Annotated in this window: 7 protein-coding genes; 1 reads left to right on the top strand and 6 read right to left on the bottom strand. The window is 41.7% G+C overall.

Features of this window, described 5'->3' with window-relative positions; translation table 11 throughout:
• Positions 1-28 precede the first annotated feature (28 nt).
• Together OSCI_RS19365 and OSCI_RS19360 are read right to left on the bottom strand one after the other, a co-directional pair.
• Positions 29-2,674, bottom strand: a complete 2,646-nt coding sequence (locus OSCI_RS19365; RefSeq protein WP_007356798.1) for a glycosyltransferase family 2 protein — start codon at positions 2,672-2,674, stop codon at positions 29-31.
• A gap of 60 nt (positions 2,675-2,734) precedes the next feature.
• Complete coding sequence (locus tag OSCI_RS19360) at positions 2,735-5,377, bottom strand: glycosyltransferase family 2 protein (RefSeq protein ID WP_007356797.1); 2,643 nt, start codon at positions 5,375-5,377, stop codon at positions 2,735-2,737.
• A gap of 536 nt (positions 5,378-5,913) precedes the next feature.
• Between OSCI_RS19360 and OSCI_RS19355 the strand changes: the two genes are divergently transcribed.
• On the top strand, positions 5,914-7,368 hold the full coding sequence (locus tag OSCI_RS19355; protein ID WP_007356796.1) for an ATP-binding protein: 1,455 nt from the start codon (positions 5,914-5,916) through the stop codon (positions 7,366-7,368).
• Positions 7,369-7,523: 155 nt separating this feature from the next.
• Here the strand turns inward: OSCI_RS19355 and OSCI_RS19350 are convergent, their stop codons facing one another.
• The 4 genes from OSCI_RS19350 to OSCI_RS19335 all read right to left on the bottom strand — a co-directional run.
• Positions 7,524-8,612 carry a chemotaxis protein CheW gene (locus tag OSCI_RS19350; RefSeq protein WP_007356795.1) on the bottom strand — a complete coding sequence of 363 codons (1,089 nt, stop codon included), beginning with the start codon at positions 8,610-8,612 and terminating at the stop codon, positions 7,524-7,526.
• Between the two features lie 15 nt (positions 8,613-8,627).
• Positions 8,628-10,364, bottom strand: coding sequence for a CheR family methyltransferase (locus OSCI_RS19345; RefSeq protein WP_007356794.1), 1,737 nt, complete (start codon positions 10,362-10,364; stop codon positions 8,628-8,630).
• A gap of 147 nt (positions 10,365-10,511) precedes the next feature.
• Positions 10,512-13,343 (bottom strand): ATP-binding protein, encoded by a 2,832-nt coding sequence (locus OSCI_RS19340; protein WP_420705291.1) that lies wholly within the window; start codon positions 13,341-13,343, stop codon positions 10,512-10,514.
• Positions 13,344-13,470: 127 nt separating this feature from the next.
• Positions 13,471-13,710 (bottom strand): hypothetical protein (locus OSCI_RS19335; protein ID WP_039962607.1); only part of this gene is annotated, 240 nt, incomplete at its 5' end.

Below are 13,710 nucleotides of genomic sequence, written 5' to 3'. Positions count from 1 at the left end.
GAGTATTCTCTTCCCTCTTCCCTAGTCCCTAACCCCCAGTCCCTTTTGTAGCACGTTGCTTGACAGGTATGTAAGGTGAGCTAAAACCTTCGTACTTAACACGCAAACGAGATTGCCACAAAGACCAAGGCCCAGCTAGATAGCCCACTATTTCTTTTAATAGCATCAGGATTGGATCGTCAGTCCAGCCTAATATCCGCTTAATGATTCGCGCGGCGTACCACTTAGGCATTTCCAACAGAATAGCGAATAGTGCCCGTAGGTCGCCGTCTTCGATCAAGGTTGTCAGGTGATAGGATACTCCTCCCTTACTGTAATTGTGTAATTGGCGACCTAGATCGGTCATTTCACGTCGATGCGTGTGCCAGACAAAGGCTGACGGTTCATAGACTATGGTATGACCGGCTTTCATAATTTTGTAGAAAAGATAAGTATCCTCTCCTACGCCAGATGGCATACCGGGGCCGAGGGCTTCGTCCATCAGGCCAATTTCGGGGTCGCTGAAAATACTAGCGCGGAAGGCGGAGTTAGCTGTCCCGCCAAATAGCCACGTTGGTACAGAGTGGAACCGGAAACTATCAAACCATTCTCTATTACCTTCAAATGGCTTATAACCACGCGATAAACCGCCACCGCCATAGCTTTCAAATAGGCGCTGCGATCGCGTCTGCAATTCTGCCGGTAAGACGTTACCAGTGACGGCCATGACTTCGGGACGGGCAAAGGGGGCGATTAGTTTTTCTAGCCAGTCGGGGGGGATAATTGTATCGTCGTCAGTGGTGACGACAATATCACCGGTACTGGCGGCTATGCCAGCATTCCGAGCGTAGGATGCACCCGATCGCTCTTCTGTGAGTAATTTTATATCGGGAAATTCGACCAGTACGGGGGAGGCGCTGCGGGTTTCGGGTCGGTTGTCAACGACGATAATTTCTACGGGTCTGATTTGGCGGGATGTTTGAGCAGTTAAGGAAAGCAGGCATTTTCGTAAGTCTTCGGGGCGATCGCAAGTGCCAACTACAACGGATACTGAGATATTAGCTGGAAGACCTTCTGGTTCCTGTGTTCTCACTGTTACGGCGGGTGTGTAATGCTGCATGAGAGCAGCTATGGCATCGGCTTTAAGAAAGTCTACGTTAGGGTCAGTGTCAGGTTCCAGCAGTGTCAAACCGAATTTTTCCACCAGTGCGCCCCGTAGCCTGGGAATACTAATTGATTGGTAATAATTAGCTATATCAATGTAACCGATCGCGGAGCCATCACGAGTGACAAATACGCGGGTGTTGGCGTAGTCTGTGGCATCTGCGATCGCTTCTATTGGTCGATTTAATTCAAGTACGCGCACAGCACGGCTGGCTTTTGGCTTCCTATTTGGTTGTGGTTCGGGTTTTTCTGGGGTTTTAATCAATGAGAAGCCTTTTTCAACCAGAATTGCAGCAGTTTCTTCCCTCGCTTTCAGATAGCTAATTGAACTAATGAGCCAATCTTCTATTTCTGCGAGGATTAAATCAACCGATGAAGGATTTGCTTTAAATATAGAGCGTAAAAATTTGACTAGATATGCCACTGTTTTTACTAATCCCATGCGGAAAATCGGTAGTCTTTCGTCAGGATAATTGATGGCGCTACACAAAAGGGCGGAGTAAATACCAGCATTATTTTTGCTATGCGATCGCATTTCATTGTCACTACGACACTCCTGATGGTACACTAATGCACTTGGCTCGTAGACCAAAGCGTATCCTTCTTTAATAATACGGAAAAACATTTCTAAATCGCCGTTACCTTGGACATCTATATCAACATCTAATGCAGGATTAAAATAACCAATTTCTGCAAACAGCGACCGACGAAAAGCCATATTAAATCCCGTTCCAAACCTCTCAGGAGAATGCAAAAAGGCATGAGGCATTTTACTCCTTGGTGCGATTTGATAGCGTCTACTCTCAAAACCACGACTTAAGCCACCGTTTTTTTCAAATAAGATTTGTGACTCAGTTTCGAGTTCTGCGGGTGTAACTAAACCAGTTACTGCCATCACATTTGCATCTTCAGCAAACACCTTAACTAAGGCTGTTACCCACCCGGAATCAACTAATACACCGCTATTAGTGTAAGCAATGATATCACCTTTTGCCTCTAAAATAGCTCGGTTTCTTGCCCAATCTATACCGGGACATAGTTCTCTGACATAACGTATGTCGGGGTATTGAGTGGCAATCGGCTTTTCAGCTTTACCATCAAGAGTATTATCGACTACTAGAATGTCGAGGTGGGGATAGTCGAGATGCTTTAAGGAATTGAGGGTAATAGTGAGATCGGAGATGCCATTATTAAAGCAAATTGCCACACTCACCAAAGGTAAAGGCCCTTTATACTCTGGGGGCGACAAGGTTAACAAATCCTCAAACTGCCCTATTTCCTTAGTCGCTGTAGATTTCGATAAACCATTGTACAATAACTGACTAATAATTTGATTGTTATGCTGTTCCAGAATAATTTGACTCAAGGTTTGACCCGTCACTATTCCCCCTCTGATAGGAACTTTGACATATCCAATGGGAGCATCAAAAAGACGCACTATGGCTTGTAATTCTCTATAATTTTCTAAGTTTTTAATAGTAGCAATTCCCTGGCTTAATTCAATATCTATGACTTTTATTTTATTTAACATTTATTATTCTCACTTATTAGTTGGTATTTATTTTGTCGTAATGATTTCAAAAACTAAAAACTAAAGTTTTGTTATCGCTCGCTCTGACACAGGAATATAGGGTTGACTATGACCTTCACGCTTGACGCGCAGGCGAGACTGCCATAGCGACCAAGGCCCTGGTAGATGGCTCAATGCTTCATGAAGCACTAGGTATATGGGATAATCAGTTTGACCTTTCAATCGGGATTTAATGCGCGAGGCGTGCCATAAAGGAAGATCAATTCCTAATAGTAGTAGCGATCGCAAATCTCCATCTCGTAACAAAGTTGTCAGTTGATAACTAACAATTCCTTTACTATAATTGTGCAATTGACGGCGCAAAGCAGGTAAATCCTGGCGATGTTTATGCCAAATAAAGGCTTGCGGTTCGTAGGCTACTGTATAGCCAGACTTAATTATTTTATAGAACAAATAGGTATCTTCTCCCACACCAGAAGGCATTCCCGCGCCTAAAGCTTCATCCATCAAACCAATTTCAGGATAGCTAAAAATATCGGCTCGGAAAGCAGCATTAGCCGTCGCCCCCAGTTTCCACGCCGGAACAGCGTAGCGCCAAGACCTTCTGAACCAGTCCCCCATTCCTTCAAAAGGTTTAAAACCACGCCCCAAACCGCCTTCGCCGTATTGTTCAAATAACCACTGGGGTTCTGTTTCCATTTCTATGGGTAGAACGTTACTGGTGACGGCCATGACATCTGGTCTAACAAAGGGAACCAAGAGTTTTTCCAACCAACCAGGGGGGAGTCCCACATCGTCATCTGTTGTCACTACAATGTCACCAGTGCTGGCTGTGATGCCCGTATTGCGGGCATAGGCGAGTCCTTCGCGGGGTTCTGTAATTAAGATAACGTTCTTAAATTTGGCAACTACTGGGGGTGTTAATCCTGAATCTGGATTGTTATCAACGATGATGATTTCTACTTTTCGGGGTGACTTTTGGGCGGTTAATTGGTTAAGGCAATTGTGCAAGTCATCGGGTCGGGAGTAAGTGGCTACAACTACAGATACCGAAACGTTTGCTGGTAAACTTAGAGGAGTTGGGTATTGTGTTTTTTCTGCTGGTTTGTAGTAGCTTCTCAAATAGGCGATCGCTTCTGCCGCACGAAATTGGTCGCTGATATTGCGAGTTGGATTGAGTAATTTGAGTCCAAATTTTTCACTTAATAGTTGTCGCAAATAAGTTGCGCTAATTGGTTCGTAATAGTTGGGGATGTCAAAATGTGCGATCGCCGATCCCTTCCAAGTCACAAACAGCCGCACTGAGCTATAATCTGTCACATCAGTGAGGGGATTTGTCACAGATTCCGTCAGTTCTAGGGTTCGGACTGCCCTTCCCCCTGGATATTGAGGTTTCTGTGTCAATGCTTGATTTTCCAGCGGTTCTAGGGGAGGTAAAGGGCCAAAAGTAGCTTCAATTTCAGCGGCAATTTTGCGTGCTTTTTGATAAGTTGTCAAACCTATTGCAGAACCCCATAGTTCAGCTAAAACTAGATCGTGAGGTAATTTAGTAGCCTTCATTAATAACAGAAACAAACTGCGTAAATGCCACCACCTTAGTAGCCAAAATGTTACTTTCAACAAAGATAAACCTTCGTCTGGATAGGCAATAGCTTCGCGCAGAAAAAACGCAAAACAACCGCCATTATTTTTAAGTTGTAATTTCAACTTTTTATATTCTCGTCTGTGGCGATGTTTGACTAAGGCATTGGGTTCATAAATTAACAGATATCCTTCTTTCAGCGTGCGGAAAAATATTTCTAAATCCTCGCCACCATTAGTTATCGTCCCTACACCTAATGCCGGATCGAAATAGCCAATTTGGGCAAACAGCGATCGCCGAAATGCCATATTTGCGCCTGTACCGACTATCCAAGGAGTTGAGATAAACGACCAGGGTAACTTTTGGCCGCGACTAATTTGATATCTTTTTGTCTCGAAACCCCGACCAAAACCACCATTTTTTTCAAATAGAACTTGGGCTTCAGTTTCCAGTTCATAAGAGACGACTAAACCAGTAACAGCCATTACTTGCGGTTCTTCAGCAAAGACTTGGGCTAGGGATTTTACCCAACCCGAATCGACAATTACATCATCATCCGTGTATGCAATAATTTCACCTTTCGCTTCAATAATTGCTCGGTTTCTTGCCCACCCTAAGCCCGGTCTTGGTTCTATAACATAGCGTACTTGGGAATATTTATTTTTTATGAGTTGCTTGGTAGCATCTGATGTAGGGGCGTTGTCTATTACTAATAAATCGAGGTAGGGATAATTGAGATTGACTAGACTATTAAGACATAATTCTAAATCGGCGGTGCGATTGCGGGTACAAACTGCGACTGTAACTAAAGGCCAATCTACCCTCCACTTGAGAGGAGGTAAATCTAATAAATCCTCAAATTTCCATCCTGTCGGGGGGGGTGTCTTAAAGAGTCCTTTCTCTAAAAGATGAATAATAATTTTTTGATGGTACTGTTCTAGAATAAGTTTGCTGATAGTGTTAGCGCTGACTTGTCCTGCTGTCACGGGCGCACTGACATACCCGATTGGTCTACCATGTAGACGTACCAATGCTTGCAATCCCATAAACCCGTCCAAATTCTCAATAGTAACGAGGGGATGGCTCAACTCAATGTCTATTACCTTGATTGGATAAAGCACGTAGCTGATACTCCTGGGATAGAGGCTTGCAATTTGATTATATAGCAGTTTTCAATTGGGTAGCTACTACCAACATAAGCGATTTCACATTTAAGTTGCTTCTTAAGCGCAGCAAAAAAGTAACGTGACAACGGAGTACTGGCAAAGTCAATGTCATGGGAGCTGTGAGATTTTATAACCGCAAAAAAATTGTTAGATGGATCTTAAACTTTTTCTACAAATATGGACTATACCTTATAAAATCAGAACTGAAGGATATAAAGATTAATAAAAGGTTAAAAGTTTAAGGAATGATTAATTAAATAAAAATAGTGCAAACTACTCGAAACAGACTTAAAATAAAGTTAAAGATAATTGTCATAGCACGTCTATTTTGTCTATAATACCTAGACCCAGCTATCCCTTATTTCAGGAATATTAAGGATAGTTTGTGAAAATAAAGCACATTTAAGTGCTTCGTTACTTACGTGCTTAGGATATCTATCCTACTCCAAGTCATATTGTCATACATCCTTAGTTTTAACTCCCATTAATTTATGCTAAACACTTCCACCAGCATCGAAAAGTTAGTTACACCCCTGCCAGAGACTTCCAGGCAAGACCTCCGGTTAGACTCAACTATTCAAGAGCTTCCGCTTTACAACTTTCAGGTTAAACCCACCGATTTAGGGATGAAAGTAGCTCAAATGTTTGAAGCTTACCCCCTCTTACCAGGAGTTATTTTGACCGACCAAAATCATTTTATCGGTATGATTTCTCGGCGGCGGTTTCTCGAATATATCAGCCGTCCTTTTGGACGAGAACTATTTTTGAAGCGACCTTTAAAGTCCTTATATCGGTTTGCTCAGACTGATACTTTAATCTTTCCTAGCGATACATTAATAGTAGATGCAGCTCGTCGTTCCTTACAGCGATCGCAAGAACTCCTTTACGAACCAATTGTAGTACAACATCCGCCTCAAGTTTACCGAATGTTGGACGTACATGAACTACTCGTCGCTCAATCTTACATTCATGAATTCGCCACTAAGTTGCTACGACAACAAACCCAAGCTCAAATGATTCAAACAGAAAAACTGGCGAGTTTAGGGCAAATGGTAGCTGGAGTAGCGCACGAAATTAGAAATCCCCTTACTTGCATTTTAGGAAATTTAGGTTTTTTGAAAAACTACTCTGAAGACCTCCTGCGGTTGCTGTCTGCTTATGATGTAGAAATTGCTAACCCCAGCCAAAAGATTGAGGAAATTAAACAAGAGATAGAATTTCAATTCTTACAAGAAGATTTGCCAGAAATCCTTCAAAGTATGAAAATAGGAGCAGATCGATTAAATGAACTTGTTACTAGCCTCCGCAGTTTTTCTCACATGGACGGGGGAAAACGTAAGGAAGCTAACATTCACGAATGTATCGACAGTACGCTTTTGATTCTGAAAAATCGACTTAAACACAGCATTAAAGTAGTTAAAAACTATGGAGTTTTACCTGCAATTAGCTGTTATTCAGGTCAGCTCAGCCAAGTTTTTATGAACTTAATTAGCAATGCAATTGACGCTCTGGAAGAAGTACAGGATGAAGGAAAAGAATCGCGAGCGATCAAAATTGAAACTGAGCTAATAGAAAGTCTTGAGGGAGACTGCGTGAATTCTGAATTAATTTTCAACCATGCCATCGCTCGGAAAGAAGAGGTAAAATCTTTATCAGTGGTCAGCAATCACCACGAATTGAGCGATGAGGAAAAGGAAGAAAATATAAAAAATGACTCTTGGATAGCAATCAGAATTTCTGACAATGGCCCAGGAATTCCTCCAGAAATTCAGCGCCGAATTTTTGAGATGTTTTTTACTACTAAACCTGTAGGTAAAGGCACGGGTTTAGGTTTAGCAATCACTCATCAGATTGTAACTGAAAAGCACAAGGGAAAATTGAACTTGCACTCTACTCCGGGTACGGGAACTGAATTTGAAATTTTGTTACCTTTGGTTTATGACTGAATTTTGCTTTCCCTTCAAGGATGTAAAAATAGTCAACCCAGCAGAAGCCAGACGGCTGTTTGAGCAAGCCAATCATTTTTGGTTTGAAGAAGGATGCTATCACCAACTTTTACCGCTTTATCTAGAAGCCCTCAAAAATCCACTCTCTTCCTTTTTTAAACTTCTTCATCAACAACCAGCCCCCCTTTTGTCAACATTTTATGGAGATCCAAAATGCTCATCATCTTTTCACGATAAGAAGCTGTACCTCGTAAGTATTCATCATTAGCCGAATGCAAAGCAGCAGGAACAGTCGTAATTTCTGAGGTATTTAAGTACATCACATCCAGAACTTCATCAGCCACGATACCAGCAACTAAATCAGCTATTTGTATCACGATGGCTTTTGATAGAGGATCTGCGCTCGCGATTGGTATATTTAAAACACTGCGAATGTCAATTAACGTTACAATTTCTCCTCGCAAATTCATGTTACCCACAATATAATCTGGAGTGCAGGGAATGGGCGTAACTTTTCGTATATCTGTAAACTCCCGTACTACTTCTAAATTTAGTCCAAAGTATTCACCATTCAAAGCAATAACTGCCAGCGGAAACGTACTGGCAGTGAAATCACGATCGTCTTCTTTTCGCCTTAAATTATTAGCTCTTTGCCGAAAAATCGCTTTTTCTTGGGGCGTAGCATTGGGGCAGAAAACTGGCATTTCTAGGAAATAACTCGAATCTTCGCTTACAAGGTCTTGATCGGTTCCTTCTTCTAAACTTTTTCTTTGCACATCCTTTATTTGCTGAATGACCTCTTTTTTTTTCTGAGAGTAGCTAATTACAATTTCAGGATTAAGCAGCATCACAATATCGGCTTCAATTTGGGCAATTCCAGTTACAAAATGGTGGGATTGATTTGTATTCTCGCGCCCGTAATATAGCTGTGTTTTTATTACTTCAGTTGAGATATTTTCTACTTCCTGAACTTGGTTGACAATAATCCCAACTCTAAATCCTTGATGCTCTATAACAATCGTACTATCTGTCAAACAGTATTCTTGAGAATGGTATCCGAAGCGAAGATTGAGATCCATCACAGGCAAAATTTCGCCCCGTAGGTTAATCACGCCAACAATATCGCGGGGGGCTTCTGCAATTGGTGTCAACTCTGGTAGAAAGAAAATTTCCTGAACAGCAGCGGCTTCTATACCGTAAAGAGAACTGTTTTGTCGGAAAATAAGATAGGGTTGAGTTTTCATATTTAATAGTTAAATTTATTGAATAGATAGTTTTACCAAGATTGCTTTGACATATTTTAGTAATTCACTAGCTGTAATTTTACCCTGCTGTTCTATTAAAGTATCGGGGGGTAAAGTTTTGAGAAGTTCACAAGAGGTTGCATACATTTTTTTTGCTCTTTTAACATTCCCTTCTCCAGCGTAAATATTACCTAGATCGAGATATGCAGAGATGAAGGATGGACAAAGATAAATAATTTTTTTTAACAAATTTTTAGCTGCTTCTACGTCTCCATTTTCTTCAGCGATATGAGCGAGTAAGTGATAAGGAAATACTGATAAAGAATCCACTTGTATAGCTTGGTGACAGTAATTAATTGCCTGCTCATATTTACCTAAATTTGCATAAATCTCAGCTAGCAAGTAATAAGCTTTAAAATTATGAGGATACAGATCAATAACTTGTTCTGCCTTTTTAATTGCCTCAAAATAAGTTTTATTCTTGCAAAAAGCTTCTGCCTCTTGAAGAAGATTGATACCTGCTCTCTGCCGCTCTTTTTCCACTGTTAATGAAGATGAAATCTGTCTGGTATTAACAGTATTATTTTCTTCAGGTTTCCCATCGCTACTCCGCAAAATATTATCAACAAGTTCGCGAACTTTTAGCGGTTTTGGGGTTTCCGTTGTATTGCTAATTGGAAATAGGACTGGCATTTGCAGCGTTGGTGATAAAAGTGAATCTTCTCCTAGTGGAGACACTCTCGGCTCAAGTTTAGCTGTAGGTTTAATCTCGGTTTCTGCTAGCTTTTCAGGAGCAGAGCTGTTAGGATCTAATCCTACCAACTCTTGCTGAGAGTTATTAGTAGCTTCGCCGATATTATAAATGTATGGTGGCATTCGAGAAACTTCTTTTTGACCTACCTCACTACGCTGATAAATCACTGATTCTGGAAAAATAATTGCTCGGAATTGATCGAGAACTTGACCGTGAAGTTCGGCATGGCTTGTCATTAAATATCCCCCTGCTCTCAGCGTATTGTAAAACTTTTTTAGGACAAGAGCAATGTACTGTGCTTCAAAATAAACAAACACATTTCTACAAAGTATCAAATCCATATTGTTAATATCATCAGATATATTGGGATACTCATCTTTTACTAAATTTCCATATCTGAACTTTACATTTTTAACCAGTTTTTGTTCAATGATCCATTCATTTTTATGCTGATTGAAATACTGTTGCTGGAGTCCGGGATTAACAAGACGAAACGACCAAGGGCTATAAATTCCCTGTTTTGCTTTTTCCAGGGCTTCTTCATTAATATCTGTTCCTAAAATTAGGATATTCCAATTCTCCCAATCGGGAAGAAGTTTTTCAAGGAGAATGGCTAAAGAATATGCCTCTTCCCCTGTTGAGCATCCAGCGCTCCAAATTCTGAGAGAAGGGTTCAAACCAGAAGCTTCTTTGAGTTGATTTTTATATTCTATTATTTGGGGTAAAATAACTTTTTCTAATAGTTTAAATTGCCCTACATCGCGCAGAAAATAACTCTCAGTTGTGGTTAAAAGGACGATTAGTTTCCGCCATTCTTTTTGACTTTGTTCCGTATCTGCTTCTAAAAGTTGATAATACTTTTCTGGTATAGATAAATTAAGGTTTTTCATCCGCAGAACAATCTTCTGAGATAAGGCTGTCCGATCTTGGGGGCGGATATGCAAACCTAGATTATTAGCAATTAATTGTATAAATAATTCTAAATGTCTATCATTCATGCTTGATGACTCTCAGTTTCATACTTGCTCTGTCTTAATATAGCATTTCCATTAGGTAGCTACCGCTTTTAATTAGCCATTAGCCATTACCCATTAGCAAACTTGACATTCTTAATTGCTGAAAGTCGATTTGTAGCATTCACTTCCCTAAACCAGGGGTATCTGAATCCAGAACTCTGCACCCTTTCCTGGTTCTGAGATACACTTGAGGATACCACCATGTTTTTCAACAATAATGTGGTGAGAAATTGATAGTCCAAGTCCCGTTCCCTTACCCACTGGTTTAGTAGTGAAGAATGGGTCAAATGAACGATTGATGACTGGTTCTGCCATTCCTGGGCCGTTATCAGAGATCCGAATCACTGCAAATTTACCAGCGGCTATTGGTGACAAAGAGCTGTCGTCACCTTCTCCATTCATCACCTCTGTGCGGATAGTGATAATACGAGGAGCGGGTTGGTTTTCTAAAGCATCAATAGCATTGCTAATAATATTCATAAATACTTGATTTAGTTGACCAGCACAGCATTCAACTAAGGGGAGATTCCCATATTCTTTGATAATTTTAACGTTCAAATTTCCCCCATATAAATTGAACCTATGTTGTAGAATCAGCAGGGTACTATCTATGCCTTCATGAATATCCACTGGTTTTTTATCCGACTCGTCAAGGCGAGAGAAATTTCGCAAAGACATCACAATCTGACGAATCCTGTCAGTGCCTAGCTTCATTGAAGAGATCAGTTTTGGCAAATCTGCCGTGAGAAATTCTAAGTCAATAGAATCGGCTTTTTCCTGAAGTTCTGGGTCTGGATTCGGGGAATATTTTTGATAAAGGTGCAATAAATCTAGCAGGTCTTTAATGTAGTCAATCGCATAAGTTAGGTTGCCAGAAATAAAGTTGATTGGGTTGTTAATTTCATGGGCAACTCCGGCAACCATACTACCTAAAGAAGACATTTTTTCGGTTTGAATTAGTTGTGTTTGAGTTGCCTGCAATTTATGCAAAGTTTCAGCAATCTGTTGAGCTTGAGTTTGGGCAGTTTCAGCACTATCTCGTGCTTGGGCGTAGAGTTCAGCTTGGTCGATCGCGATCGCTAATTGATCTGCAACTGCTCGTAGTAATTCTACCTCGGAATCGCTCCAAGGTCGAAGTTTTGCTGAACTATCTGCAAATTCTGCTCCTATTTCATAGTCGCTCTTGGGTGGATTATACATACCGCAGCTAAATGCTCCGATCGCACCAGAATGCGTCTGAATTGGCAGTGCTAATATGGAAGCGTAGCCCCAAGACATCAAAAATCGCCGCATCACAGGTTCTTCAAAACCTGCAACATCATCCAGTCGGATGATTTCTAGGCTTAATAGTTTTTCAGTGAAAGCACCAACTTTTTCCACAGGATAACTACCGAGAAGTGTTGGCAAGCCGGGATTCGTCGCTTCTTTAACTACTTCCCAATAGGAGTTTTGAGATTTGAGATTGCTTCCTTGCACTCGCAATGCCAAACCCTGTGGGTAGACTACGCCAGCCTGGTTTTGAGAAATTGCTTCACTTTGCTTTAGTTTGCTTCCTTTCTCGTAAGACTTCCTTGTTCGCAACCCTTCGTCGCGCCTGGTAACACTGTGAGGTTTTGAAAGATTGTTTTGTCCCTGATAATACTCCGCAGTTTTGCGAAATTGCTTCAGTTTGCTTTCTTCATCCCAAGGCTTTGCACCTTGTACCTCTAAACTCTGCGGGTAGGCTTCGCCAACACGGTTTTGAGTTAAAAATGTCAGCTCAGAATTAAAACTATAATTGGCTGAACTCTCTCTATTTGTGGATTCACTTTTAATTGTTAATTCTTCATTGTTAATCACCTCTGGTCTGTACCACATGAATAGACACCAGTCGAGTTGCAAAAGACTCTGAATTTCTTGTACTGCTGTTTCTAGAATTGTATCCAGTTCTAAGGAGTTACGGATCTGGCTAGCGAGTCTAAATAGTAAAGATTCTCTACCTGCCCACGATCGCGCGCGGTCAATTGCTATGGCGATCGCATTTGCAGCCCAACCTAGTACAGCCCGCCCACGTTCAGTCACAACTTGAGTGCAAACCACCACTACCCCTACCAAGTGCTCTTCTACAATCAGCGGATAGCCAGCTAAGGTTTCGTTTTCTTGAGCGGGTATGATGTAAGGCTGTCGATGTTGAGCAACAAACCCGATCGTCGAGATCCCAAAAGGAATACGGTCAGAAAATTCTGCGGTGGGAGGTTGTTGGCCCACAAAGGCTTGCAGTTCCAGCAAGCGCGTTGCTCTGTTAAATATCCAGATGCCGACAAAATTAGCATCGAAGGCGTGCATTATTCTCTGGGTGCAGCGGTTGAGAATTTCTGGCAAAGTGGTACTCTGGGCGATCGCAATCCCAATTTCCGACTCCAGTATGGAAAGGCGATCTTGAGTTTGGGAACCTGCGGGTAGAATTTGTGGACTCAACTCTCTTTCCCTCGATAGTTGTGCCTCTTGGCTGCAAGTTTCCCCATCTGCGATCGCGACTTCCGGCTCTGTTTCTGTTTTTTCCCTTAGTAAAAATTTCTCTTGAGTCTGTTGATTTAGTTTACTTTCAGCGCGATCGCCTTCCCTCAAGACATTGGTAATATCTGTCACCGTCGTGACTTGAAACTGTCGGTTATCTTCCCTGACGAAAGGGGCCCTTGTCACCCAGACATCGCGCCTCTTGCCATCTTTGGTGATAATTTGCCCACAACCCGCGCCTTCTGAAGACCCAGCAATCAAAGTATCCTGTAACTTTTTGGGTTGCTTCAGAGCGATCGCGCAGCCCGAAGTACTAACACCATTGGATTTTGGATTCTCGCCGAGCAATTCCGCCGCCGACCAACCGCAAAGCAGAATATAAGCGGGGTTGACCTGAACAAACTGCCCTTCCTCATCTGTTACACAGATGCCAATTCCTGCTATGTCCCAGATCGGCGGAATCATACTTTCCATAGAATGTCAAGTTTAAATCAAAAAAATTCAATCGCCACCTGCACCCGCTTCTGGAACACCAACTTTAGCGAGGGGTGTTACCCCTCAATCTAATATTTAATATCAATAACATTTACAGCTACTTTTGTCCAGGAAACGGGGGTTGCGTCTTGCTGATGTCAAAGGGAAGATGGATTGTCAATAAACTGTGCCTTCCCTGCTTTTCCACCTTGTAGAGCATAGTTTGCGTATCTTCAGGATTCGCTTGCGGCACTCGGAGGATTTGACTAGGTGAAAAGGCGAGTAGTTTACCTTGATGATTGAAAAGCCGAATGTAGTATGTACTGCGATCGCTAATTCGGCGTTGCTGAATCAAGGC

Source organism: Kamptonema sp. PCC 6506, assembly GCF_000180455.1.
Classification (GTDB): Bacteria; Cyanobacteriota; Cyanobacteriia; order Cyanobacteriales; family Microcoleaceae; genus Kamptonema; species Kamptonema formosum.
Note: the sequence above shows the minus strand (reverse complement) of the source record. Positions and strands in the feature narration are given on the sequence as shown.

Bases quoted from the DNA above. Each gene is read 5' to 3' on its own strand.
- OSCI_RS19365 (WP_007356798.1), bottom strand. From the start codon at position 2,674: ATGTTAAATAAAATAAAAGTCATAGATATTGAATTAAGCCAGGGAATT.
- OSCI_RS19355 (WP_007356796.1), top strand. From the start codon at position 5,914: ATGCTAAACACTTCCACCAGCATCGAAAAGTTAGTTACACCCCTGCCA.
- OSCI_RS19350 (WP_007356795.1), bottom strand. From the start codon at position 8,612: ATGAAAACTCAACCCTATCTTATTTTCCGACAAAACAGTTCTCTTTAC.
- OSCI_RS19345 (WP_007356794.1), bottom strand. From the start codon at position 10,364: ATGAATGATAGACATTTAGAATTATTTATACAATTAATTGCTAATAAT.
- OSCI_RS19340 (WP_420705291.1), bottom strand. From the start codon at position 13,343: ATGATTCCGCCGATCTGGGACATAGCAGGAATTGGCATCTGTGTAACA.